Genomic DNA, 24,522 nt, shown 5'->3' with positions numbered 1-24,522 from the left:
CGACGCGTGCCGCTGGCAATCGCTTTAGATGACTTCAATGGCGCTAATTTGCACTTGCCAGTTTCAAGTTGTTGCCCGAGAAAAGATGGGAATTATTGCGTTCTTCAGGAATATTCCGGACTTGATGGATCGTTTTTACCGTTTTGGCATTCATCGCCCGTTGGGGCGAATCTGTTATTCTGGTCTGCAATTAACGGATGATCAGGAACGTTAGGGGCAGGCATAGAGAATGAGAAATAGCATGACTGCACAGTGGAGGCTCTTCTCCCGTTCAGGCCTTCGCCGTTCGGGCAGGATGGTTGCCGCCTGTTCCGTGCTGACAGCGTCTGCGGTGTTCCTGTCGTCGTGCCAGTCTCTCTTCAGCCCGGCCTACCAGTCCACCTTGCGTCCCTCGGATAATCCGCAGACCGTGGAAGAAGTGCAGAAGAATGATCCTCGCGCCCAGATGGGTGCGCGCGAGCATCCGCGCATCGTGGCGAGTTATGGCGGCGAATATCGTGACGCCAAGACGGAAAGGCTCGTCGCCCGCATCGCCGGCGCGCTGACGGCGGTTTCGGAAAATCCGCAACAGTCCTACCGCATCACCATCCTGAACTCGCCGGCCATCAATGCCTTTGCGCTGCCGGGCGGATATCTTTACGTGACGCGTGGGCTTCTGGCGCTTGCCAACGATGCTTCGGAAGTGGCTGCCGTGCTTTCGCATGAGATGGGCCATGTCACCGCCAACCATGGCATTGAACGCCAGCGCCGGGAAGAGGCGGAGGTGATTGCCAGCCGCGTGGTTGCCGAGGTTCTGTCGAGCGATCTCGCCGGCAAGCAGGCGCTTGCGCGCGGCAAGCTGCGGCTCGCGGCCTTTTCGCGTCAGCAGGAATTGCAGGCGGACGTGATCGGCGTGCGGATGCTGGGCGAGGCCGGTTATGACCCCTTTGCCTCGCCGCGTTTTCTGGATTCCATGGCGGCCTATGCGCGGTTTTCCTCGGCCGATCCCGAAAACGACCAGAGCCTCGACTTCCTTTCCAGCCACCCCAACACGCCGCAGCGTATCGAGCTTGCGCGCCGTCATGCCCGCGCCTTCGGCCAGGACGGCCAGGTCGGGGATCGTGGTCGCGAGTGGTTTCTGGACGGCATAGACGGCCTGCTTTATGGCGACAGCCCGCAGGAAGGGTATGTCCGGGGCCAGACATTCCTGCACGGAACGCTCGGCATTCGTTTCGATGTGCCGGAAGGTTTCGTCATCGACAACAAGGTTGAGGCCGTTCTGGCGACGGGGCCGGGCGATATGGCCATCCGTTTCGACGGCGTCGCCGATCCGAAACAGACAAGCCTTGCCAATTATCTGACCAGCGGCTGGGTTGCCGGCCTGTTGCCGGAAACCGTCAAGGAAACCCAGATCAACGGTCTGGAGGCTGCGACGGCGCGGGCAAGCGCGGATAAATGGGATTTCGACGTGACCGTCATTCGCGTCGGCCAGCAGATATTTCGTTTCCTGACGGCCGTGCCGAAGGGCAATACCCAGCTCGATTCCATCGCCAACACATTGCGCACCAGCTTCCGCAAGATGACGCCGCAGGAAATAGCCTCGCTGAAGCCGCTCAGGGTGCGGGTGGTGACGGTGAAGCCCGGTGAAACCGTGGCGACGATGGCGGCGCGGATGATGGGAACCGACCGGAAGCTGGACATGTTCCGCATGATCAACGCCATGAGCGCCACCGCCACAATCCAGCCCGGGCAACGGGTGAAGATCATTTCGGAATAAGCTTGCGGCCTCCTATTCGCCGGTTGCCTGCGACAGGTAGGCGTGAACCAGTGCGATCATTTCCCGCCTGACTTTGGGCGACTGCAGCTCTCCGCGGCGGGCGGCATTGTGAATGATGCCGTCAATGGCATCCGATACGATCCGCGCTGCGGTTCCGCTTTCGACCTTTGAACCGGCTGTCATATGTGCCGCGATCGCTGCCGCATAGAGACCGAGATATTCCTGTTCGAAAGCGCTGTTGGGATCGTTCGTTCCTTGGTGGCTCGGCGCATCATCCAGAAGGACCTTGTGAAGGCCGGGATGGATGCTGTGGACCCCGATCATGCCGGTCACGAGCTCTTCAACGAATCTAGCGAGCGATTGCCGCTTTTGCGCGATGCTCTTCATGATGGAGAGACAGTCCTCGAGGTGACGATGGCGTACCGCTTCCACGATCGAAACCTTGTCCGGGAAATATTGATAGAGCGAGCCGATGCTGACGCCGGCCGTTTCGGCGACCCTGTTCGTGGTAAAACCCGCCCAGCCGTGATCGCTTAAAATGCGAGCCGCCGCATGGATGACAGCATCGACCGTTGCCCTGGAACGCTCCTGACGCGGCTCCTTGCGCATCTCGGTTTTCCGCTTTGCAATGCGAGTAGACAAGGCATCCTCCATGACGAAAATATAAACATAGTGCTCACATTTTTCAGATGTAAAGGATATTGTCATGAGGGATTTGCTCAGGAGCCTGCTCGGCTATCACGCATGGGCGAACAGGGACTTGTTCGAGAAGCTGCAACAACTCGATCCCGTCCAGAACGCATCCGAGCGGCACATGGCAATTCGGCTGATCAATCATTATTACGTGGTCGCAAGGATTTTTTCGGGCCATCTCACCGGAGCGGCGCACGGTTTTCTCTCCGACAATACCGAGGCAACGCCGCAGCTGGATGATCTTGCGAAGGATGTCGCTGCTCTGGATGGCTGGTATCTCGACTACATCGGGAAAACATCACCGGCATCGCTTGGCGAATTTGTCGCCTTCACCTTTACGGATGGTGACAAAGGTTACATGTCCCGTGCCGAGATGATCTCGCATATGGTCCTGCATGCCGGCATTCACAGAGGGGAGGTCGCGCGTATTCTGAGCCAGCTCTCCATCACGCCGCCCTGGGATACTTTTGCTGTGTTTCTGCACGGCACGCAGCCGCAACGGCGTTTGCAGGGGGCATAATAAAAAGCCACCCGCCCCTGTGTGGGACGGGTGGCTTTCCTGAAACGATGGTGTCAGGAACCTATTGCCACTCGCGCACGTCGACGAAATGACCGGCGATCGCCGCCGCTGCTGCCATGGCAGGGGAGACGAGGTGGGTGCGGCTCTTATAGCCCTGGCGGCCCTCGAAATTGCGGTTCGAGGTCGAGGCACAGCGTTCGCCGGGCTTCAGGCGGTCGTCATTCATGGCAAGGCACATGGAACATCCCGGTTCGCGCCATTCGAAACCGGCTTCGAGGAAAATCTTGTCGAGACCTTCCTTTTCCGCCTGTTCCTTCACAAGACCGGAGCCGGGCACGATCATTGCCGAGACCGTGGGGGCGACCTTGCGGCCGTCGACGATTTTCGCCGCCGCGCGCAAATCTTCGATGCGGCCATTGGTGCATGAGCCGATGAAGACGCGGTCGATGGCGATATCGGTGATGCGCGTTCCGGGCTTCAGGCCCATGTATTCCAGCGCACGCCATTTGGAGGTACGCTTGTTTTCTTCCTCGATATCATCCGGATTGGGAACGATCCCTTCAACGGAGGTCACGTCTTCCGGCGACGAGCCCCAGGAGACGATCGGCGGCAGATTGGCCGCGTTCAGTACCACGACCTTGTCGTAATGTGCGCCTTCGTCGGACTTCAACGTTTTCCAATAGGCGATGGCCTGTTCCAGCGTTTCGCCCTTCGGCGAGCGCGGCTTGTCTTTGATGTAGTCAAAGGTGGTTTCGTCAGGTGCAATAAGACCTGCGCGGGCTCCGCCCTCGATGGTCATGTTGCAGACCGTCATGCGGCCTTCCATGGAGAGCGAACGGATCGCCTCGCCGGCAAATTCGATCACGTGACCGGTGCCGCCAGCCGTGCCGATCTCGCCGATAATGGCGAGGATGATGTCCTTGGCGGTAACACCATCCGGGATTTTGCCGTCGACACGCACCAGCATGTTCTTGGCCTTTTTCTGGATCAGCGTCTGGGTCGCCAGAACGTGCTCCACTTCCGAGGTGCCGATGCCATGCGCCAGTGCGCCAAAGGCGCCGTGGGTCGAGGTATGACTGTCGCCGCAGACGATCGTCATGCCCGGCAGGGTGAAACCCTGTTCGGGGCCGACGATGTGAACGATGCCCTGGCGCTTGTCGCGCTCGGAATAATATTCGACGCCGAAATCCCTAGCGTTCTGCGCGAGCGCTTCTACCTGAATGCGGCTTTCTTCGTTCTTGATACCTTCCAGCCGGTCGGCCGTGGTCGGAACGTTATGGTCGACGACGGCCAGCGTGCGGGCAGGTGAATGCACGGGGCGACCGGCTATGCGCAGGCCTTCGAAGGCCTGCGGGCTCGTCACCTCATGGACGAGGTGACGGTCGATGTAGAGAAGACAGGTTCCGTCGGGATCACGATTGACGACGTGGTCGTCCCAGATTTTGTCGTACAGGGTGCGGGGTGCGCTCATGGCTCTGTGCCTTGTCATATAAAAGGGTAATGAGGGTTCAGTAAGGCGGTGGACAGCGTGCTGCTGTCAGGCGAGCCTAAGTCGGCTGGTGAGCGCCCCGGAAACGCGCGCAAAGAACCGTGCCGGCAGACGCTTGTGGTCCTGCAGCACATAAACATTCTGCGCGAGACATCCGAATTTAGATCCCATGGCTGCGTTCATAGCAGATTGCCGGTTTTACGGCAATATGAATGCGTACAGCCCTGAATGCGACGGTTCGGCATTTTCTATATGCGCTGCATCATGGCTCAAGCCCCCAATGGGCCTGCCTTGTAGTGGTTGCCGGTGGTTATGATGCAGTGCAACTTGCGTATTTTGCAATGCACATATAGATGGGTTCCCTTATCATTTGCATTTCGACGAGCAATCGAAGGGAGGGAAAAGCATATGGTATCCGAAAAAGCCCTTATCTCGAAGATCACCTGGCGGCTGATGCCGTTTCTTGGCCTTCTTTATCTCATCGCCTATATCGACCGCCAGAATGTCAGCTATGCCAAGCTGCAGATGGTCGATGCGCTGAGCCTCAGCGAATATGCCTACGGCCTTGGCGCTTCGCTGTTCTTCATCGGCTATTTCCTCTTCGAGGTGCCGAGCAACCTTTTCCTCAACCGTTTCGGCGCCAGCAAATGGTTCGCCCGCATTCTGGTTTCCTGGGGCGCCGTCACCATCGCGCTTGCCTATACGCAGAACGCCACGATGTTCTACATCCTGCGCTTCCTGCTCGGGCTCTGCGAGGCGGGTTTCTTCCCCGGCGTTTTGTTCCTGATGACGCTCTGGTTCCCGCGCGATTATCGTGGCCGCATGATCGGCCTGTTCATGATCTTCAGCGCGCTTGCCAATGCTATCGGCGCGCCGCTTGGCGGCATGCTGCTCGATCTGGATGGTTTCCTCGGTTATGCCGGTTGGGAATGGGTATTCCTCGCCACGGGTATTCCGGCCGTCATCGCCGGTATCGCCACCTTCTTTTATCTTGATGATACGCCGGAAAAGGCGAAGTTTCTGACGCAGGATGAGAAAACCTGGCTGAAGAACCGCTTGGCCGAAGAGAACAAGGGCATGGAAGAGCATGCGGAGGACGGCTTCAAGGCGCTGGTCAATCCGCGCGTTCTGTTCATGGCGCTTTGCTATGTCGGCTTTCCGCTGGCCGCCTATGGTCTCAGCTACTGGCTTCCGACCATCGTGAAGAGCTTCGGCGTTTCCAACACCGCTAACGGCTTCATCAACATCATCCCCTGGGTGATCGTCGCCGTTGCCCTGTTCGTCGTGCCTTTGGCAGCCGACAAGGCAAAGAACAAGACGCCCTATATCGTCGGCCCTGCCTTCATCGGTGCGTTTTGCCTGTTGATGTCGGCATTGCTCAGTGATCCGGTCCTGCAGTTCGCTTTCCTCTGCATCGCCGCCGCAGGCATCTTTGCCGGCCAGCCGGTGTTCTGGAGCCTGCCCGGCCGCTTCCTCAAGGGAGCAGGTGCGGCTGCCGGTATCGCTGCGATCAATTCCGTCGGCAATCTGGGTGGCTTCGTGGCGCAGAATGTGGTGCCCTGGATCAAGGATCAGACCGGCAGCACCATTGCGCCGATGTTCTTCCTTGCTTTCTGCCTGGCGCTTGCCGGGGTGCTTGTCATCGTCGCAACGCGCAGAATGGGCAATCAGGTCGGGGCCGCCTGACTTTGGAAGATCGCGACAGCTGACACGATTGCCGACCGTCGCACCTGTAAAAAATCGTGGCCCGGATGTTTCCGGGCCACGATCATTTTAAGCGGCAAATAATGAAATTCTCTTCGAGAGAATTACGCGGTGAACCAATCGCTACCGGTCAGGTGAACACCGGAGACAACGATCTTTTCGCCCTTGTGCTCGCCAGTGACGTTGTAGCTGAGGATGGTGTCGTTATCGATCGTCGATACCGCCCAGTTATCGATCACCGTGCCGACCAGCTTGAGCTTGTCCACGGCGGCGTTGAAGCCTTCGATGGTATCAGTCGCAAAGCTCTTGGCCATGTCGCCGAGATTAAAGACGAAGGTATCGGCGCCACCGCTTGCGATGATGTGATCGATACCCTTACCGCCGGTTACCAGCGACGAAGCAAGCTTTACCTCGCTCAGGTCGATGGAATCGTTGCCGGCACCCGCATTGATCTTCACAGAGGTGAAGCTGCCGTCCGTGATACCAGCGCCGCCGTTCACAGCGCCTGTATTGGCGGCAAGACCGCCCGTCCCAGCTGAAGAGGCGTCGTTAAATGCGGCGCCGGCCTTGACTTTGATCGTGTCGTTACCTGCGCCGGTATCGATGTTGAAATTGTTTACCCAGGTCTTTTCATTCGAAACGACAGAGACGGTGACCGTGTCATTGCCAGCGCCGGTCGTGATGTTGCCACGCTTGGCATTGAGAACTTCCACGGTGGACGAACCGGTGCCGCCAAGATGAACGTCGACCTGAACGAAATCCTTGAAGATAAGGTTTTCAGAGGTGTCGGACTGGGCGAGAGCGTTCTTTACCGAATTCCATGCAGACGAGACGTCAAATTTGAAGCCGTTCGAGCTGGGGTCATAACCAACATCGACTGTGCCACCCGCGCCGGTGCCGGCAACAGATACAGCGCCGACATTGACGCTGCCGGCATCCATCGAGGAACCGTTTTTGACCTGAGCGGTCGATTCCGTGAGGAGCTTATAAGCTTCCTGGTCGATCAGGCTGGTAAGCGAGGAAACCGAAGCGGCGCCGCCATTACCGAAAGTTACTTTTAACGCCATTTTAAACTCCTATAAATCTTTGAGAAATTGATGAATTGAAATTAAATTAATAGTAATTATTGCGGGTAATATTTAATACATAAAAAACGATAATACAATATAAGAAATACGTTTTTTTCGAAAAATCGCGTATTTGGTGTATTGAGAAACTTTCTCTAAAATTCGCTTTTTCTGAATAAATCATTCCTGAACGAAGGTTTTTCTGAGCCTGTCTTGGAATGGTTTTACGAAATAAGAAAGAACACTCCTCTCGCTGGTCTGGATAAATACTTCTGCCGGCATGCCAGGATACAACTTCCCGCCAGGTAGGTGCGTCATGCCGGCCTTGTTGGGTTTGATGCGCAACGCGTAATAAGATGTGCCAGTTCGGGAATCCGTCTGCAGATCGGGGGCAACGACAGCAACCTCCGCGCTCAAATCCGGCGTCGTGCTTTGGTTGAACGCCGTAAAGCGAACGGTGACCGGTTGCCCGACGTAAATCTGATCGATGTCTCGCGGGGTTATATTGGCCTCGATCGCAAGCTCATCCCGCTCCGGCACCACCAGCATCAGCACTTCGCCGGGTTGAATGACGCCATTTATATTGTGCACTGAAAGCTGGTAGATGCGACCGGCAATCGGCGAGCGGATGTCGAGGCGATCCAGCTGGTCGCGCGTCGCCGCCAGCCGTTCTTCATATTCCGCAACGGTCGCTTCGATTGATGTCAGATCTTTCGTGACTTCCGATTTGCGGTCTTCGTCGAGCTGAAGCAGTTGCAGATCCAGTTCGCTCAGCTTGCCCACCGTTTGCGCACGAGCGGCGATATATTGGCCCTGCTGGCCTTCGAGATTGGACAGCTGGCGTTTGAGGAGATTGAGGCGCTGGAGCGTCACGAGCCCTTTTTTGAAGAGCTCGTCCGTCTTGGAAACATCGTCCTTTACAATGGCAAGCTCATTGTCCGTCGCCTCCACCTGCACCTCGAGGCCACGCGCCTCGTCACCGAGTTGGTCCTTGCGCGTTCCCAACTGCTTTTTCATGCCGACCAACGCGTTGCGACGGCTATTAAAAAGGTTCTGTTCGCTGTCGATGAAGGTCTTGGCCGCCTTTGAACTCGTCAGCGCCGCCAGGTCTTCCGTTACAGTGAAAGACGGTGCTTCGGCAATCTCTGCACGGAGACGGGCCCGACGCGAGTAGAGCTGCGCAAGCGTATTCTCGATGATGGAGAGGTTCGCCTGAACGACGGTGGCGCTCAGCCGCAGAAGGATCTGGCCGGCCTCTACCCTGTCACCTTCGGCGACATTGATCTCGCTGACGATGCCGCCGGAAAGATGCTGGATTTTTTTTGAATTGCCTTCAACGACAACCCGGCCCGTGGCCACCACCGCACCGGCAAGCTTTGCGAAAGCAGCCCAGCCGCCCAATCCGACCAAAAGGCCAAGGGCGAGAACGACCACTGCCGTCGAATGTCTGAGAATGGACGCATTCGTCATGCCGGGTTTTTCCGCTTCAACCATTTTCGCTCACCCGGTTTTCAATCTTGCGCGTTTCTTCCTCCTCAGGCACCTGGCGGATGTTCTGCCGCAGGATTTGCGCGAGCACCTCCTCCTTCGTGCCAAAGCGCAGCATCCGGCCGTTGCTCATCACCATCACCAGATTGACGCTTTCGATGGCGCTGGGGCGATGGGCAATGACGACGACGATGCCGCCGCGCGCCCTGATGTCGCCAATCGCATTGCGCAGGGCTCCTTCGCCTTCACTGTCCAGATTGGAGTTCGGCTCATCGAGAAGGACGAAGAAGGGTTCGCCAAACAGGGCACGGGCAAGGCCGATGCGCTGCTTCTGCCCGCCCGACAAAGCCTCGCCGCGGTCGCCAATATAGGTATCGTAACCGTTGGGCAGGTTCAGGATCAGCTCATGCACCTGCGCAGCCTTGGCTGCGGCGACGATTGCTTCCGCAGTCGCATTGCGGTCGAAGCGCGCAATGTTCTGCGCCACCGTCCCCGGCATCAGTTCCACCTGCTGGGGCATGTAACCGATGGATTTGCCGAGAAACTCGAAATCCCACTGGTTGAGTGCGGCCCCATCAAAGCGGACGGAGCCACGTTCATAGGGCCAGATGCCGGTCATCAGGCGTGCCAGCGTGGACTTGCCGGACGCGCTTGGGCCAATGATGCCGAGCCCGTCGCCTGCGTTCAGCGTGAAGGAAATATCGGCGACCGTATCGCGTGCGCCATTGGGCGGCCCACCCGTTACACGATCGACTGCGACGGTAAATTGCGGGCGCGGCAGGGAGAGCGGCGGTGTGGGTTCCGGCACCAGCTCCAGGAACTCGTTGACGCGTTTCCAGCCCTGTCTTGCGGTCATGAAGCTGCGCCAGTTCGCGATTGCATGTTCGACAGGACCGAGCGCCTTCGCAGAGAGAATCGAACCTGCGATGATGCTGCCCGCCGATGCATGGCCGTCGATGACAAGCACGGCGCCGATGGCCATGACGCCGGATTGCAGCAACAGGCGGAAGGTTCTCGACATGGCGCCGAGCATGCCGGCCGTATCTGAAGTCGACAGGGTGACGGAGCGATATCTGGAGTGCAACTCGTCCCACATGGACGTCACTGCATCCATCATGCCCATGGTCTTGATGGATTCAATGTTGCGCTGACTGCTGCCGACGAGGACGTTTCTCTGCCCTCGCGCAGTATAAGCCTGCTTTGTCGCCCTTTCGGTCAGCCAATTGGTCAGAAGCGTCAGCACGATGAGAACCACGGCTCCGCCGAGCACAGCGAACCCGATCCACGGATGCAGGGCAAAACAGATCAGGAGATAGATGGGCAGCCAGGGAATATCGAAAAAGGCCGCAGGCCCCGGCCCTGAGAGAAACTGGCGGATCTGATCGAGATCACCGACGATCTGCAGCCCATCGATCTTCCCGGAAGCAAGGAGCGGGGCGCTGATCGACGCCCTGAAAAGCTTCTGATTGAGCGCGTCGTCCATATTGTCCGAGATGCGCGCCAATATACGGCCTCGCAGCGCGTCGAACCCCATGAGAAACGCGTAGAGAACGATCAGCAGAACGACCAGCGCCACAAGAGAGGGAATGCTCTTGCTGGGCAGAATGCGGTCGTAAACTTCCAGCATGAAAAGTGAGCCGGAAAGATTAAGGATGTTCATCAACGCGCTGGCGAGGCCAACTGCCAGGAAAGCGGACTTATTTCTTGTTAAAAAAGAATTAAATAAAAACATAATAACACCTAAAACAGCAAGAAAATTGCACAATAAAGGGAATTAGGCAATGCTATTCGAGGATGGGCTAAAACACCCACACGAAAAAATTAAGTAAGTATCTGTAGTTGATTGGAATCTTTCTGCATCCTTTCATGAGAAATGACTGAAAGGTCGCGCGGCAGGCGGGCAGTAAGGCGAGTTTTCTTTCGATTTTCCAAGCTGCATAAAACCGCTCGTGCAACATAGTTCCAGGCCGCTTGCCAATTCTCAGTCTGCGGCTTTAGGTTTGCAGCGAGACACCACAAAAAAGGCGGCCCGAAGGCCGCCTTTTCTTTAATCCATCGAAATGGAAATCTTATTCGGCTGCGGTTTCAGCAGCCTTTGCTGCTTCTTCTGCTGCCTTGGCTTCTGCGGCTTCGGCTGCTGCCTTCTCGGCGGCGAGAGCCTGTGCTGCTGCTACCTTTTCGGCTTCCAGACGTGCCTTTTCTTCGGCTGCTGCCTGGCGCTCGGATTCGTTCAGCTTGCGGGCGCGCGTACCGGTGTTTTCAACGATACGGGCAGCCTTGCCGCGACGGTCGCGCAGGTAGTAGAGCTTCGCGCGGCGAACCTTACCGCGGCGAACGATTTCAACGCCTTCGACCAGAGGGGAGTAGATCGGGAATACGCGCTCGACGCCTTCGCCGTAGGAGATCTTGCGAACGGTGAAGCTTTCGGAAAGGCCACCGCCGGAACGGGCGATGCAAACGCCTTCGTAAGCCTGAACGCGGGTACGGTTACCTTCGGTAACGCGAACGTTGACGCGCAGGGTGTCGCCCGGAGAAAACTCGGGCAGGGTGCGCTTTGCTTCGATCTTGGCGGCCTGTTCGGCTTCCAGCTGCTGAATGATATTGGTCATGTTAACCTCTGATTTCTTCTGAAACAGCCAGAGCGCTCAACGGTTCGTCCTTCGGTCAAAGCCTTGGGATCATGCCTTGCGGCAGGAGCGGGTTCGCCATTCTTTGCTTGCGGTTAAAGGGGTAAACCCCAATTCCACGCGGGCACATACACGAGGCAGCGCCGTTTGTCATCCCTTTCATGACAATATTTTATCAATTGCGCACCGCGTTCCTGCAGTTGCGAAGCGGCTTTCTGCCGGATATGGCATGAAAACCTTGGGAGGGGCCATGTCCATATTCATCGTTCTCATGCTGTTTGCGACCGGCTTTCTGTCGGGTGTAGTCAATGCCATTGCCGGCGGCGGCACTTTCCTGACCTTCGGGGCGATGACGCTGGCCGGCCTGCCGCCCATCGTTGCCAATGCCACTTCGGCTATTGTACAGTTTCCGGGTTATATCACCTCGGTCATCGCCTATGGGCCGGAAATCCGTGCGCATTGGCGCGAGGCGATCCTGCTGTCAGCCGTTTCCGTCGTCGGCGGGCTGGCCGGCTCGCTGCTTCTGCTGTCGCTCGACAATCCTTCCTTCCGCCAGCTGGTTCCATGGCTGCTTCTTGCCGCCACCGCCGTTTTCGCCGCCGGCCCGTGGCTGCGTCCGAAGGTCAGTACGGAGCGGTCTCCCGGCAATCTTCCGAGCCTCGTCTTTCAGGGGCTCGCCTCCATCTATGGCGGTTTTTTCGGTGCCGGCATGGGTATCATGATGCTCGCCATCCTCGGGATCACCTCGGGCGGCAGCTATCATCATCTGAACGCGCTGAAGAACCTGCTGTCGGTGGTGATCGCCATCATCGCGATTACGATCTTCGTCAGCGGCGGCGTCGTATCCTGGTGGGCGGCGCTCATCATGTTCCCGGCGGCGGCACTTGGCGGCTATGCGGGCGTGCACACGGCAAGGCGCGTGCCGCAATGGATCATTCGCTGGCTGGTCATTGCGGTCGGCCTGGTGCTGACGGCCTATTATTTCGTCTCGGCCTGAGCCTTTTTAAGAAGGTCTGGCCGTCTTTCCTTCGTCAGCGCCAGCGCCTGTTCGTGCCGCCATTTGTTGATGGCGGCGTGGTTGCCTGACGTGAGGACGGCGGGAATATCGCGGCCCTCCCATACCTGCGGGCGGGTATAATGCGGATGTTCCAGCAGCCCGCCCTCGAAGCTTTCATGCACACCGGAAAGATCGTTGCCCATGACGCCCGGCAGGACGCGGACGATGGCGTCCAGAAGCGTCAGTGCGGCCGGCTCGCCGCCTGAGAGGATGTAGTCGCCGATCGACACTTCCTCCAGCCCGCGCGCCTCTATGACCCGCTGATCGACGCCTTCGAAACGGCCGCAGACGATGATCGCACCGTCGCCCGCCGCCAGTTCGCGCACACGGTCCTGCGATAGTGGTTTGCCGCGTGGGCTCATCAGCAGGCGCGGTCGCGTATCGCCATCCGAAACATGGTCGATGGCTGCAGCAAGAATGTCGGGTTTTAGTACCATGCCGGCACCGCCGCCTGCCGGGGTGTCATCGACGCTTCTGTGCTTGTCCGTCGCGAATTCGCGAATCTGCACGGCCTCAAGCGACCATTGTTCGCGTTCCAGCGCCTTGCCCGCCAGCGAATATCCCAAATGTCCCGGAAACATTTCCGGGTAGAGCGTCAGAACGGTGGCCTTGAAAGTCATTGCTTTATTTCTTGCCGAAAGGCGATGCGCCGGTTTCGTCTTTGTCGTCGGGATTGTCGATCAGTCCGGCGGCCATCGGGTCGATGAGAATGCGGCCGCCTTCGAGATCGATTTCAAGCACGGCTGCTTCCGAAAAGGGTATGAGGGCAGGGCGACGGCCCGCACCTTTCAGTTCCAGCAGATCACCTGCACCGAAATCGTAGACGGCGCTGACGGCGCCATAGCTTTTGCCTTCGGCATCAACGGCTTCCAGCCCTTCGAGATCGGCATAATAAAACTCGTCGTCGTCAAGCTCGTCGTCAGGAAGGTTGTCCCGGTCGATGAACAGTTCCAGCCCGTTCAGGCTTTCGGCCGCATTACGGTCGTTGATGCCCCTGAAACGAACGACGACAACGTTCTTGCCCTCGCGCACCTCAAGAATTTCGAAGATGCGGCCATCGGCGGTGACCAGATTACCATAATCGCCGAGCGCCATCGGATCGGCCGTATAGGTGCTGACACGGACCTCACCGCGCAGGCCCTGCGCGCCGCCGATCTTTGCCATGAGTACCGGGTTTTCCAGCTTTGCCATCGGGCCGTCCGTCTTCTGGTGGTGGTTGCGTCAGCTTTAAGGTTTGTTGACGCCAAAATAAACAAAAAACGGGCGGCATGGAAAACCACGCCACCCGTTCTTCAAAAGATTCTGCGCAGATTATTCTGCGGCAGAGGCTTCCGCAGCAGCAGCGGCTGCATCTTCAGCCTTCTGCTTCTTTTCGGCAACGCGTTCCAGAGCGCGCTTGCCCGGCTTTGCCTTTTCCGGGTTGCTGCGAGCGGCGCGCTCGGCAAGGCCGGCTTCTGCGAGGAAACGCAGAACGCGGTCGGTCGGCTGTGCGCCCTTGGCGATCCATTCCTTGATGAGGTCAGCCTTCAGCTCGATGCGCTGCGGATTGTCCTTGGCAAGCATCGGGTTCCAGGAACCGACCTTCTCGAGGAAACGGCCGTCGCGGGGCGAACGGGCGTCAGCAACGACGATCTGGTAGTACGGGCGCTTCTTGGAACCACCGCGTGCGAGACGAATTTTCAGTGCCATGTTATTTACTCCTTAGGATGGCTTGTCCGCCTTTCAGGCGGTCTTTTCGGTGCCGCCATGTTCGGCGGCGATTGCTTCATGATGCCGGATGACTTCCTTGATGATGAAGTTCAGGAACTTCTCGGCGAAATCCGGATCCAGATTGGCATCCTTCGCCAGATGGCGAAGGCGTTCAATCTGGTATTCCTCGCGCGCCGGGTCTGCCGGCGGCAAATTATACTTTGCCTTCAGCACGCCCACCGCCTTGGTACAGCGGAAACGTTCGGCAAGAATGTGAACCAGTGCGGCATCGATATTGTCGATCGACTGGCGGTATTCGGAAAGCTGGGCTTTCACCTCTGTATTGTTCACTGGTGTCCCCCTCACTTCTTTTTCGGAAAGCCGGGCAGGCCCGGCATGCCGCCAAGACCCGGTAGCTTGGCCCCGCCGAGACCCGGCAATCCGCCCGGCATGCCGCCAAGGCCGGGCATCGCGCCCGGTTTACCGAGACCGGCAGCTTCTGCCTGCTTCTGGAGCGCTTCAAGCTGCTTCGGATCGATGTTCGACAGATCAGGCATGCCGCCGCCAAGACCACCGAGGCCCATCTTGCCGGCAAGGCCGCCCATCATCTGCTTCATGATGCCGCCTTTGCCCTTGCCGCCCATGGCCTTCATCATGTCGGCCATGCCGCGATGCATCTTCAGAAGCTTGTTGATTTCAGCGGCATCGGTGCCGGAACCGGCGGCGATGCGCTTCTTTCGGCTGTGCTTCAGAATATCGGGATTGGCGCGTTCCGCCTTGGTCATCGACGAGATGATGGCGATCTGGCGGTCGAACATCTTGTCGTTGAGGCCAGCGGAAGCCATCTTGTCCTTCATGCCGGCCATGCCGGGCATCAGCCCCATGATGCCGCCCATGCCGCCCATCTTCTTCATCTGGGCAAGCTGGTCGGAGAGATCGTTGAGATCGAACTTGCCCTTGGCCATCTTCTCGGCCATGGCGCGGGCTTTTTCCGCATCGATGTTCTCGGCGGCCTTCTCGACCAGCGAGACGATGTCGCCCATGCCGAGAATGCGGTCAGCGATACGGCGCGGATGGAACTCGTCGAGTTCGTTCATGCGCTCGCCGATACCGATCAGCTTGATCGGCTTGCCGGTGACGGCGCGCATGGAAAGGGCAGCACCGCCGCGTCCGTCGCCGTCCATACGGGTGAGCACAAGACCGGTGATGCCGACGCGCTCATCGAAATTGCGGGCGAGGTTGACGGCGTCCTGACCGGTCAGCGAATCCGCGACCAGCAGGATTTCGTGCGGATTGGACTTCTTCTTGATGTCGGCCATTTCCAGCATCAAGGGTTCGTCGATGTGGGTACGGCCGGCGGTGTCGAGAATGACGACGTCATGGCCGCCGAGCTTTGCAGCCTGCACGGCGCGCGCGGCGATATCTGTCGGCGACTGGCCGGCAATGACCGGCAACGTGTCGACGCCGGTCTGCACGCCGAGCTGGCGAAGCTGTTCCTGTGCGGCCGGACGACGCGTGTCGAGAGATGCCATCAGCACCTTCTTCTTGTCACGGTCGGTCAGGCGCTTGGCGATCTTGCCTGTTGTCGTGGTCTTGCCCGAACCCTGCAGACCCACCATCATGATGACGACGGGGGCGGGGGCGTGAAGGTCGATGGAAACGCCTTCGGTGCCGAGCATTTCGACAAGTTCGTCATGGACGATCTTGACGACCATCTGGCCGGGCTTGATGGATTTGAGAACAGCTGCGCCGACAGCCTTTTCACGCACCCTGTCGGTGAAGGAACGCACGACTTCCAGCGCCACGTCCGCTTCCAGAAGCGCACGGCGAACCTCGCGCAGGGCGGCGGCAACATCGGCTTCCGTCAGTGCGCCACGGCCGGTCAGTCCATTCAGAATGGAACCAAGGCGGTCCTGGAGGTTTTCAAACATCGTTTCTTCCTTCTTCGTTCCGGGGTCTCCGAAACGTCGGTGCTTTCGCTGGCAAAAACAAGACGCAAAGCCAAAAAGCACCCGAGGGCGCATCGCGCTGTCGGGTGTTGACCTCCGGGATCTCTTTATACCTTTGCGGGTCCCGGTCGGCGGCTTGGAGTCGTGAAACTGCCAGCTGATTGGCGGCGATAAACAGGAAAGCGCGGGAAAAGTCAAGGCGGTGCCGGGTTTCAGGCGCGAAGGCCTGCATTTCATCTTTGCGTGATTGGTCGCCGGCCGCCATTGGCGGTGCTTGAACGGCCCTCTTTCGCTCCCTATACATTTGTCATGAACCGTCGAAAATTTTTTCGTTTTTCCGCTCTTGGCCTGCTCGCTCTGGCAGGCGGCGGCCTTTATGCCCGCCGTTCGAGCGCCAGCGCCTATTATAGCGGCCCGATCTCCGATCATTTCGACGGGGTGCGCTTCTTCAACCCCGGCGGTTCGCCGCCCGGCAATTTCATGGGTCTGCTGAAATGGCGCTTCAATGGCGAGCGCGCCACATGGCCGGAAAGCTATCCGAGCCCCTTTCCCTTCGCAAAACCGGAAGCCCGCATCGAAGGCAGGGACATGCGCGTCACCTTCATCGGCCATGCTTCGTTTCTCATCCAGACGGCGGGATTGAATATTCTCGTCGATCCGGTGTGGTCGCAGCGCACCAGCCCTTTCAGTTTTGCCGGTCCCAAACGGGTCAATCCGCCCGGCATCCGTTTCGAGGATTTGCCGCCCATCGATCTGGTGCTGGTGACGCATAATCACTACGACCATCTGGATATGGAAACGTTGAAGCGCCTGCATGTGGCGCACAAGCCGCTTTTCATCACGCCGCTCGGCAATGACGCGATTATTCGCACCGGTGTCGAGGCGGCGCGTATCAAGGTGGGCGATTGGGGCGATGTGGTGGAGACAGGTTCGGTGAAAATTCATTTCGAACCGTGCCACCACTGGTCGGCCCGCGGTCTTAACGACCGACGCATGGCGCTCTGGGCCGCCTTCGTCATCGAAACGCCAGGCGGTAAAATCTACCATATAGGCGATACCGGCTTCCACGAGGGCCTCAATTATCACGCCGCGCGCAAGAAGCACGGTGAGTTCCGTCTCGCCAACCTGCCTTTCGGTGCCTATGAGCCCCGTTGGTTCATGAAGGGCCAGCACCAGAACCCGGCGGAAGCCGTGGAAGGAATGAAGCTTTGCGGCGCGGCGCATGTTTGCGGGCACCATTGGGGGACAGTACAGTTGACGGACGAGGCCGTGGATGCGCCGCTTGCGGCCCTCAAGGTTGCGTTGACGGAGCAGGGGGTCGACGAAAGCCGTTTCCGGCCAATGCGTCCCGGTGAAGTTTTCGACGTGCCTTCCGTCTGACCGCAGCCCCGTTTGCGCCGCAACAGTCTGGTAATTTGCCGGTCTTTCCGCCATATAGGGCGAAAGCGCGGGGCAAATCCCGAATGCAAACCGGTTTTCAGACAGTTTTCAGGTTTAAGGCGATGGCGGATACGGTCGAATTTGCGAAGATGAACGGGCTTGGCAACAAGATTCTCGTTGTCGATATGCGCGGCCGTAAAGATATGGTCACGCCCGAAGCGGCAATCGCGCTCAATGCCGATTCCTCAACCCAGTTCGACCAGATCATGGCGATCCACGATCCGCGTGTTGGCGGCACGGATGCCTTCATCGACATTCTCAATTGCGACGGCACGAAGGCGCAGGCCTGCGGTAACGGCACGCGCTGCGTGGTGCAGGCGCTGTCTTCCGAAACGGGCAAGACCAGCTTCACCTTTCAGACGGTGGCGGGCATCCTGAACGCCGTCGAACATGAAGATGGCATGATATCAGTCGATATGGGCCTGCCGCGGTTCCGCTGGAGCGACATTCCGCTTTCGGAGGAGTTCCACGATACCAGTCGCATCGAATTGCAGATTGGCCCGATCGATGCGCCGATCCTGCATTCGCCCGCCGTCATGTCCATGGGCAATCCGCACGCGATCTTCTGGGTGGATCGTGATCCGATGGAGTTCGATCTCGAACGTTTCGGGCCGCTGCTCGAAAACCATCCGATGTTTCCGGAGAAGGCCAATATCACGCTGGCGCAGGTGATTTCCGACAGCGCGCTTCGCACCCGCACATGGGAACGCGGCGCAGGGCTGACACTCGCCTGCGGTTCGGCCGCCTGCGCATCAGCCGTTTCCGCCGCCCGCACCGGCCGTACCGGCCGGAAGGTCACCATCGATGTCGCCTCCAGCCCCATCCGCGTGCCGCTGACCATCGACTGGCGTGAGGACAATCACGTCATCATGACCGGCCCGGCCGAATGGGAATGGTCCGGCATGGTCGATCCCGTTACCGGCGTCTGGTCGCGTGATGCTGCGGCCGAACAGGGGGCCGTATGAGTGGCGTCGAGGTCATAACCTTCGGCTGCCGTCTCAACACCTATGAATCGGAAGTGATGCGGGCGGAGGCCGAAAAAGCCGGGCTCAACAATGCCGTGCTGGTCAATACCTGTGCGGTGACGGGCGAAGCGGTGCGTCAGGCGCGCCAGGCCATCCGCCGCGCACGGCGCGACAATCCGCATGCACGCATCATTGTTACCGGCTGTGCCGCACAGACGGAAAAACAGACCTTTGCCGAAATGCCCGAGGTGGATGTGGTGCTGGGCAATGAGGAAAAGCTGAAAAGCGCCTCCTATCGCGCGCTGCCGGATTTCGGCGTCTCGGCGGAAGAAAAACTGCGCGTCAACGACATCATGAGCATCAAGGCGACAGCGCCGCAGATGGTCAAGCACATAGACGGGCATGTGCGCGCCTTTATTCAGGTACAGAATGGCTGCGATCATCGCTGCACCTTCTGCATCATTCCTTATGGGCGCGGCAATTCGCGCTCGGTGCCCATGGGTGCGGTGGTGGATCAGGCGCGCAGGCTGACGGAAAGCGGCTATTGCGAAATCGTGCTGACCGGGGTGGATGCGACCAGCTATGGCGCTGACCTGCCCGGCGAGCCGTCGCTTGGTTATCTCGCCAAGACATTGCTGAAGCAGGTGCCGGATATTCTGCGCCTGCGCCTTTCCTCCATCGATAGTATCGAGGCCGATCATCATCTCATGGATCTGATTGCCGATGAGCCGCGTTTCATGCCGCATCTGCACCTGTCCCTCCAGCATGGCGACGACATGATCCTGAAACGCATGAAACGCCGCCATTCACGGGCCGATGCCGTTCGTTTCTGTCACGAAGTGCGGGCGCTGCGGCCGGAGATCGCCTTCGGCGCGGATATGATCGCCGGTTTTCCGACCGAGACGGAAGAGATGTTTGAAAATGCCGCGACGCTGGCGGAAGAATGCGGCATTTCCAGCCTGCATGTATTTCCCTACAGCCCGCGTGCCGGCACGCCGGCGGCTCGCATGCCGCAGCTCGACCGCGCGCTGGTGAAGGAGCGGGCGGCGAGGCTTCGTGAACGCGGAGAAGCGCTGCGGCTCACGCATCTGCAAGGTATGGTCGGTTCGATGCAGACGATCCTCGTCGAAAACAACGGTTTTGCCCATACCAATAATTTCACGCTGGTCGCGGCGCCTGATCTTCCTGCGCGTACTCTTGCGCAGGTTGCGATTACCGGCCACAACGGCAAACATCTGAACATGAAGCTTCTGGCGGCAAATGCGGCCTGAGGCGGCTAAAGAGAAAAGACACGGGAACGACCATGGCCCTCGGCTTCATCAAAAAAGTCTTTTCGTTCGGCAAGGACAAGGCCGAAACGGAAGAGCGGCCGCAAGAGGACGCCGCGTCTGAGCGCGGCAATGAAAACGCCTCCTTCGAAGCGGCGCTGAGCGACGCGCAAGTGCATGACCCTGTCGACAGGGACCCGGTTTCCGAACTGGAGATGGAGACGGCCGGTGGCCCGGCCCCGGACGAGGCGACGGATGTCGTTCTCTCCGAAGAAGATGAGGAAGAGGACGCGCCGCTTCTTCCCGGTGCCGAGCTTTCCGGCGATATGGGCGTGGTGCCATTGTCGTTGCTACAGGCGGAAGCAGCCGCTGAAGAGCAGGACGAAGCTTTGCCGGAAGCAGCGGATGTCGTGCTGGATACGGATGCGATGGATGCGCTGCTCGACGAGGCGGAAGCCGCGAGCGCGGTCGAACCCCCTGCGGTTCCCACGGCTCTGCCCAAGGGTTTTTCGTCGGCAAGTGAACGGCAGGAGCCTGCGCCTGTAGCACCGCAGGTAAAACTGACATGGTTTCAGCGCCTGCGCGCCGGGCTTTCCCGCACGTCGTCGCAGCTGACGACGCAGATTTCGGCGCTCTTCACCAAGCGCAAGCTGGATGAGGACACGCTCGATGAGCTGGAAGATCTTCTCATCCAGTCCGATCTGGGTGTCGAGACCGCCATGCGCATCACCGGCGCCCTGTCTTCCGAGCGTTACGGCAAGGATGTGAGCGGCGAAGATGTGGCGCGCATCATGGCGGGCGAGATCACCAAGGTCCTGAAGCCTGTCGCCAAGCCGCTGGAACTCGATCTCTCGCACAAGCCGCATGTCATTCTCGTCGTCGGCGTGAACGGTACCGGCAAGACGACCACTATCGGTAAGCTTGCCGCCAAGCTCTCGGGCTCTGGCCTCCAGGTCATGCTTGCGGCCGGCGATACCTTCCGCGCGGCGGCGATCGAACAGCTCAAGATCTGGGCCGATCGGACCGGCTCGCAATTCATCGGCACTAAGCTCGGCGCGGATGCGGCGGGGCTTGCCTACGACGCTTATGAGCAGGCGCGGGCGCAGAAAAGCGATGTGCTCATCATCGATACGGCCGGCCGTCTGCAGAACAAGACGGAACTGATGGCGGAGCTGGAAAAGATCGTGCGCGTGCTCGGCAAACTCGATCCGGATGCGCCGCACACCGTGCTGCAGACGCTGGATGCGACGACCGGCCAGAACGCGATGAACCAGGTGGAAATATTCCGCAATGTCGCGGGCGTTTCGGGCCTGATTATGACAAAATTGGATGGCACGGCGCGGGGCGGTATCCTCGTCGCCATCGCTGCCAAACACAAGCTGCCGGTTTATTTCATCGGCGTGGGTGAAGGTGTTGATGATCTGGAGCCCTTCGAGGCGGAAGATTTCGCCAAGGCCATTGCGGGAGTGTGAGTATGGATATTGAAAGCAATTCCAAGGAAAGCGAAAAGATGGTGGCGGAAATCAGCCCGCTCCTGAAATTCGTGCTCGAGCTTGGCCCGCTCATGGTGTTCTTCTTCGCCAATTCCCGCGGCGAATGGCTGGCCTCCACCTTCCCCGTGCTGACGGAATTCGGCGGGCCGATCTTCATTGCCACCGGCCTGTTCATGATCGCAACGGCGCTGGCTCTCTCGGTTTCATGGGTGCTGACGCGGAAACTGCCGATCATGCCGCTGATATCAGGCATCGTGGTGTTCGTCTTCGGCGCGCTGACCTTGTGGCTGCAGAACGACACTTTCATCAAGATGAAGCCGACCATCGTCAACACGCTGTTCGGTGTCATCCTGCTGGGCGGCCTGTTTTTCGGGCAATCGCTGCTCGGCTATGTCTTCAATTCGGCCTTCAGGCTGACGGATGAGGGCTGGCGCAAGCTGACGCTGCGCTGGGGCGTGTTTTTCCTCTTCCTCGCGGTGATGAACGAGGTTGTGTGGCGCATGTTCACCACCGACACCTGGGTCGCCTTCAAGGTGTGGGGCACGATGCCGATCACCATCATCTTCACCATGGCGCAAATGCCGCTCGTCATGCGCCATTCGCTGGAACCGCTCAACAAGGACGAAAAATGACAATTGCAGAGATGTCGGCTTCCCGTTCGCGCTCGCTCAAATGGTTCGGCGTGGCCGCCGGGCTGCTTCTCCTGCAGATCGTCATTCTCTATGCCATGGGCCGCATTCCGATCTGCGAATGCGGTTATGTGAAGCTGTTCGAGCCGGGCGTGAACACACCGGGCAATTCCCAGCATCTGGCCGACTGGTATACGCCCTCGCATATCATTCACGGCTTCCTGTTCTACTGGTTCGCCTGGCTGCTCTTCCGCAACAAACCGCTTTCCATGCGGCTGTCACTTGCGGTTCTGGTGGAAGCGGCATGGGAGATCCTTGAAAACTCGCCTCTCATCATCGATCGTTACCGCACGGCGACCATGGCGCTGGGTTACACCGGCGACAGCATCCTGAACTCGGCGATGGATACGGTTTTTATGGTGCTGGGTTTCCTCTTCGCCGCCCGCGTGCCGGTGTGGCTGACGGTTGTGATCGCCATCTTCTTCGAAATCTTCACCGGCTGGCTGATCCGCGATAATCTGACGCTGAACGTCGTCATGCTGGTCTGGCCCGTGGAGGCGATCAAGGAATGGCAGAACGCGCTCCCGCAAATGTGAACGCAGCCGCCAGGATTTTGGCCGGGATGGACTGAAACCACGCGAGACATGCAGGCTTTTTTAAGGGCATTGCGGTATCGTCCGGGTTCAAAGACCCGTCTCTTCCTGGCAGAACCCGTTGCAAGATAATTTCGCCTATCTTCTCCCCTTCATCATGCTGACATTCGGCGTGGTGTTCCTGTTCCTGCAGAGGATCGGTCACGCTTCCGCCCGCTATTGGGGTATCGGATATCTTTCGGCGGCCTTTGGTTTTGCGACGCCTCTGGTGCTCGGTGGCCTGCCTTTCGAAGTCCAGGCGATCCTTTCGAACCTGTTGTTCTTCTCCGCCTTCTTCCTCTATGGCCATGCGCTGCTTACCCATTTTGACCGGCCGCTTCATACCGCGGCCCGACTGTCGATCGTCGTGGTTGCGGTGTTGCTGGTCTCTTTCCATGTTTTCATCACGCCGGATCTGAAACGCGAGCTCGTCATTGGCGATTTCGTCTGCGCCCTTTTGCTTGTGATCCCGGTCTGGCTCGTGCGAAAGCGCCCCGTCGCACTCGCCGACAGGCTGATGGTGGGAATTGCCTGTCTTGTGGTGATGGAAACGCTGGTGCGCATCGGCATGCTGCTGGTGATGACGCCCGGGGGCTCGATGATCGAGCTCAGCGAATTCTTCGAGTCGGATTATGCCTTCTACATGCAGCTCGCCGCGAGCATTTTCGGCTTCCTGCTTGCGCTTTCCGTGCTTGCGAGCCAGATTTCCGTCACCGTCGACCGGCATCTGCATGCGGCGGAACATGATCCTCTGACTGACGTGCTGAACCGCCGCGGCTTTGATCGCCGTGTTCCCGATTTTCGCAACGATACGCCTGAGGGCGCGGTCATTGTCTGCGACATAGATCATTTCAAGCGCATCAACGACGTCTACGGTCATGCGGCAGGAGATATCGTTCTCATCGGCCTTTCCGATCTTCTCAGAAAAAACGCGCCCGGGGATGCGCTGGTGGCGCGCTTTGGCGGTGAGGAATTCGTTGTCTTCCTGCCCGGCCAGACGGCTGCCGCAGCCGGCCAACTTGCCAATGGCATGCGTACAGGTCTCTCGTCGCTCGATTGGCGCAACCGGGGTGTAACCAGCCAGATCACGGCAAGCTTCGGTGTCTCGGCCGTCGCGAGGGGGGATCATTCAATCCACGATGCCATCAAGCGTGCCGATGATAGTCTCTATGCCGCAAAACGTGGCGGTCGCGACCAAGTCGTGCTGGAAGGCATGCGTCTGCCGGCTGAAGGCCCGTCGCTGAGGGTCGTTACCAAGGGGTGATACCTTGCGGAGTGGGTTATTTCCCGGCTGCGGCCGCGATGGCTGGCAGCAGGTCCCGTTCGACGCTGCGGGCATCGAAGGGGCCGACCTTTTTATAAAGGATCGTGCCATCCGCGCCGACCAGATAACTTTCGGGAATACCATAGACACCCCAGTCAATCGCCGCCTTGCCGTTCGGATCGACGCCTATCGCCGCAAAGGGATTACCGAGCTCGCCGAGGAAACGCAGCGCATTATCCTGCTTGTCCTTGTAATTGATGCCGACGACGGTGATGCGGTCGTCCTTCGCCAATTCCTGAAGCAGCGGGTGCTCCTGCCGGCAGGGAATGCACCAGGAGGCGAAGACGTTGACCAGCGTCAGCCTGCCTTTGATGGCGGTATCGGTCAGCGCCGGAAGGTTCGAGCCCTCCAGCGGCGGTAGCGACAGGGCGGGTGCCTTGGTACCGATAAGCGCCGAGGGAATGGCGCTGATGTCGAGCCCGTTCACGTCCTGATCGTAGAGCATCTTGCCGGCGATGAGGGCGAAACCGCCAAACAGCAGCAACGGGAGAAGCGCCAGCGCATAACGTGCACGGCCCGTCGTTTTGGCTTTGGTGTCGTCGTGGTTGGCCTGCGTCATTGCGCGTCACCTGTGGAACCGGCTCTTGCCCTGCGGCGCACACCGGAGGCCTCCAGTTCTTTCAGTTCCCGTTTGCGCGCCTGGCCGTCCATGACGACCCAGGCGATGAGACAGAGAACGACGAGGCCGGTGGCCGCATAGGACATGCCGATATAAAAGGCGTGTGTCATCCT

Annotated in this window: 24 protein-coding genes; 11 read left to right on the top strand and 13 right to left on the bottom strand. The window is 58.9% G+C overall.

Features of this window, described 5'->3' with window-relative positions; translation table 11 throughout:
• The first annotated feature begins 241 nt into the window (after positions 1-241).
• Positions 242-1,756 (top strand): M48 family metalloprotease, encoded by a 1,515-nt coding sequence (locus tag MRBLRC7O_RS11815; protein WP_162996171.1) that lies wholly within the window; start codon positions 242-244, stop codon positions 1,754-1,756.
• Between the two features lie 12 nt (positions 1,757-1,768).
• Here MRBLRC7O_RS11815 and MRBLRC7O_RS11810 read toward each other — a convergent pair whose 3' ends face one another.
• The gene (locus MRBLRC7O_RS11810) at positions 1,769-2,365 is read right to left on the bottom strand and encodes a TetR/AcrR family transcriptional regulator (RefSeq protein WP_003505112.1); all 597 of its coding nucleotides are present in this window, start codon (positions 2,363-2,365) and stop codon (positions 1,769-1,771) included.
• Positions 2,366-2,462: 97 nt separating this feature from the next.
• Between MRBLRC7O_RS11810 and MRBLRC7O_RS11805 the strand changes: the two genes are divergently transcribed.
• Positions 2,463-2,969, top strand: coding sequence for a DinB family protein (locus MRBLRC7O_RS11805; protein WP_003505110.1), 507 nt, complete (start codon positions 2,463-2,465; stop codon positions 2,967-2,969).
• A gap of 61 nt (positions 2,970-3,030) precedes the next feature.
• On the opposite strand, the gene leuC is transcribed toward MRBLRC7O_RS11805, so the two are convergent.
• Positions 3,031-4,440, bottom strand: a complete 1,410-nt coding sequence (gene leuC / locus MRBLRC7O_RS11800; protein WP_003505108.1) for a 3-isopropylmalate dehydratase large subunit — start codon at positions 4,438-4,440, stop codon at positions 3,031-3,033.
• Between the two features lie 426 nt (positions 4,441-4,866).
• Here leuC and MRBLRC7O_RS11795 point away from each other — a divergent pair, with 426 nt between their 5' ends.
• Entirely contained in the window at positions 4,867-6,144 is a 1,278-nt protein-coding gene (locus tag MRBLRC7O_RS11795; RefSeq protein WP_003505106.1) for an MFS transporter, read from the top strand.
• 122 nt (positions 6,145-6,266) lie between these two features.
• On the opposite strand, the gene MRBLRC7O_RS11790 is transcribed toward MRBLRC7O_RS11795, so the two are convergent.
• The 4 genes from MRBLRC7O_RS11790 to rplS all read right to left on the bottom strand — a co-directional run bounded on the left by MRBLRC7O_RS11790 (position 6,267) and on the right by rplS (position 11,326).
• Entirely contained in the window at positions 6,267-7,229 is a 963-nt protein-coding gene (locus MRBLRC7O_RS11790) for a hypothetical protein (protein ID WP_003505104.1), read from the bottom strand.
• Between the two features lie 180 nt (positions 7,230-7,409).
• Entirely contained in the window at positions 7,410-8,723 is a 1,314-nt protein-coding gene (locus MRBLRC7O_RS11785) for an HlyD family type I secretion periplasmic adaptor subunit (RefSeq protein WP_003505103.1), read from the bottom strand.
• Positions 8,716-10,449, bottom strand: coding sequence for a type I secretion system permease/ATPase (locus MRBLRC7O_RS11780; RefSeq protein WP_080866478.1), 1,734 nt, complete (start codon positions 10,447-10,449; stop codon positions 8,716-8,718). Before MRBLRC7O_RS11780 ends, MRBLRC7O_RS11785 begins: the two co-directional genes overlap by 8 nt.
• 337 nt (positions 10,450-10,786) lie before the next feature.
• Positions 10,787-11,326 (bottom strand): 50S ribosomal protein L19, encoded by a 540-nt coding sequence (gene rplS / locus MRBLRC7O_RS11775; protein ID WP_003505101.1) that lies wholly within the window; start codon positions 11,324-11,326, stop codon positions 10,787-10,789.
• A gap of 268 nt (positions 11,327-11,594) precedes the next feature.
• Here rplS and MRBLRC7O_RS11770 point away from each other — a divergent pair, with 268 nt between their 5' ends.
• The gene (locus tag MRBLRC7O_RS11770; protein ID WP_003505100.1) at positions 11,595-12,341 is read left to right on the top strand and encodes a sulfite exporter TauE/SafE family protein; all 747 of its coding nucleotides are present in this window, start codon (positions 11,595-11,597) and stop codon (positions 12,339-12,341) included.
• On the opposite strand, the gene trmD is transcribed toward MRBLRC7O_RS11770, so the two are convergent.
• The 5 genes from trmD to ffh form a co-directional block, all read right to left on the bottom strand.
• On the bottom strand, positions 12,323-13,021 hold the full coding sequence (gene trmD, locus MRBLRC7O_RS11765) for a tRNA (guanosine(37)-N1)-methyltransferase TrmD (RefSeq protein WP_003505099.1): 699 nt from the start codon (positions 13,019-13,021) through the stop codon (positions 12,323-12,325). The two genes, MRBLRC7O_RS11770 and trmD, sit on opposite strands and share 19 nt — an antisense overlap.
• A gap of 4 nt (positions 13,022-13,025) precedes the next feature.
• A complete protein-coding gene (gene rimM, locus MRBLRC7O_RS11760) occupies positions 13,026-13,592 on the bottom strand; it encodes a ribosome maturation factor RimM (protein ID WP_003505095.1) in 567 nt (188 codons plus the stop codon).
• A gap of 120 nt (positions 13,593-13,712) precedes the next feature.
• Entirely contained in the window at positions 13,713-14,090 is a 378-nt protein-coding gene (rpsP, locus tag MRBLRC7O_RS11755) for a 30S ribosomal protein S16 (RefSeq protein ID WP_003505093.1), read from the bottom strand.
• Positions 14,091-14,123: 33 nt separating this feature from the next.
• Complete coding sequence (locus MRBLRC7O_RS11750; RefSeq protein ID WP_003505091.1) at positions 14,124-14,441, bottom strand: chorismate mutase; 318 nt, start codon at positions 14,439-14,441, stop codon at positions 14,124-14,126.
• A gap of 11 nt (positions 14,442-14,452) precedes the next feature.
• Entirely contained in the window at positions 14,453-16,021 is a 1,569-nt protein-coding gene (gene ffh / locus MRBLRC7O_RS11745; RefSeq protein ID WP_003505089.1) for a signal recognition particle protein, read from the bottom strand.
• Positions 16,022-16,348: 327 nt separating this feature from the next.
• Here ffh and MRBLRC7O_RS11740 point away from each other — a divergent pair, with 327 nt between their 5' ends.
• The 7 genes from MRBLRC7O_RS11740 (at position 16,349) to MRBLRC7O_RS11710 (ending at position 23,730) form a co-directional block, all read left to right on the top strand.
• The gene (locus MRBLRC7O_RS11740; RefSeq protein WP_080570256.1) at positions 16,349-17,419 is read left to right on the top strand and encodes an MBL fold metallo-hydrolase; all 1,071 of its coding nucleotides are present in this window, start codon (positions 16,349-16,351) and stop codon (positions 17,417-17,419) included.
• A 122-nt stretch (positions 17,420-17,541) separates the two neighbouring features.
• The gene (gene dapF / locus MRBLRC7O_RS11735) at positions 17,542-18,444 is read left to right on the top strand and encodes a diaminopimelate epimerase (protein WP_003505083.1); all 903 of its coding nucleotides are present in this window, start codon (positions 17,542-17,544) and stop codon (positions 18,442-18,444) included.
• A complete protein-coding gene (gene mtaB, locus MRBLRC7O_RS11730) occupies positions 18,441-19,715 on the top strand; it encodes a tRNA (N(6)-L-threonylcarbamoyladenosine(37)-C(2))-methylthiotransferase MtaB (RefSeq protein ID WP_080866477.1) in 1,275 nt (424 codons plus the stop codon). Before dapF ends, mtaB begins: the two co-directional genes overlap by 4 nt.
• A gap of 32 nt (positions 19,716-19,747) precedes the next feature.
• Positions 19,748-21,184 (top strand): signal recognition particle-docking protein FtsY, encoded by a 1,437-nt coding sequence (ftsY, locus tag MRBLRC7O_RS11725; RefSeq protein ID WP_003505079.1) that lies wholly within the window; start codon positions 19,748-19,750, stop codon positions 21,182-21,184.
• 2 nt (positions 21,185-21,186) lie between these two features.
• On the top strand, positions 21,187-21,837 hold the full coding sequence (locus MRBLRC7O_RS11720) for a septation protein A (RefSeq protein ID WP_003505077.1): 651 nt from the start codon (positions 21,187-21,189) through the stop codon (positions 21,835-21,837).
• The gene (locus tag MRBLRC7O_RS11715) at positions 21,834-22,430 is read left to right on the top strand and encodes a DUF2585 domain-containing protein (RefSeq protein ID WP_035212820.1); all 597 of its coding nucleotides are present in this window, start codon (positions 21,834-21,836) and stop codon (positions 22,428-22,430) included. The genes MRBLRC7O_RS11720 and MRBLRC7O_RS11715 overlap by 4 nt, the downstream gene beginning before the upstream one ends.
• A 118-nt stretch (positions 22,431-22,548) precedes the next feature.
• Entirely contained in the window at positions 22,549-23,730 is a 1,182-nt protein-coding gene (locus tag MRBLRC7O_RS11710; protein WP_003505073.1) for a GGDEF domain-containing protein, read from the top strand.
• Between the two features lie 16 nt (positions 23,731-23,746).
• Here the strand turns inward: MRBLRC7O_RS11710 and MRBLRC7O_RS11705 are convergent, their stop codons facing one another.
• Positions 23,747-24,349, bottom strand: coding sequence for a DsbE family thiol:disulfide interchange protein (locus MRBLRC7O_RS11705; RefSeq protein WP_003505071.1), 603 nt, complete (start codon positions 24,347-24,349; stop codon positions 23,747-23,749).
• Positions 24,346-24,519: a heme exporter protein CcmD gene (ccmD, locus tag MRBLRC7O_RS11700; protein WP_003505069.1), complete on the bottom strand. Its 174-nt coding sequence runs from the start codon at positions 24,517-24,519 to the stop codon at positions 24,346-24,348. Before ccmD ends, MRBLRC7O_RS11705 begins: the two co-directional genes overlap by 4 nt.
• Positions 24,520-24,522: the final 3 nt, after the last annotated feature.

Source organism: Agrobacterium radiobacter (assembly GCF_040801995.1).
GTDB classification, from domain to species: Bacteria; Pseudomonadota; Alphaproteobacteria; order Rhizobiales; family Rhizobiaceae; genus Agrobacterium; species Agrobacterium radiobacter.
This window is presented reverse-complemented; position numbering and strand designations above follow the sequence as displayed.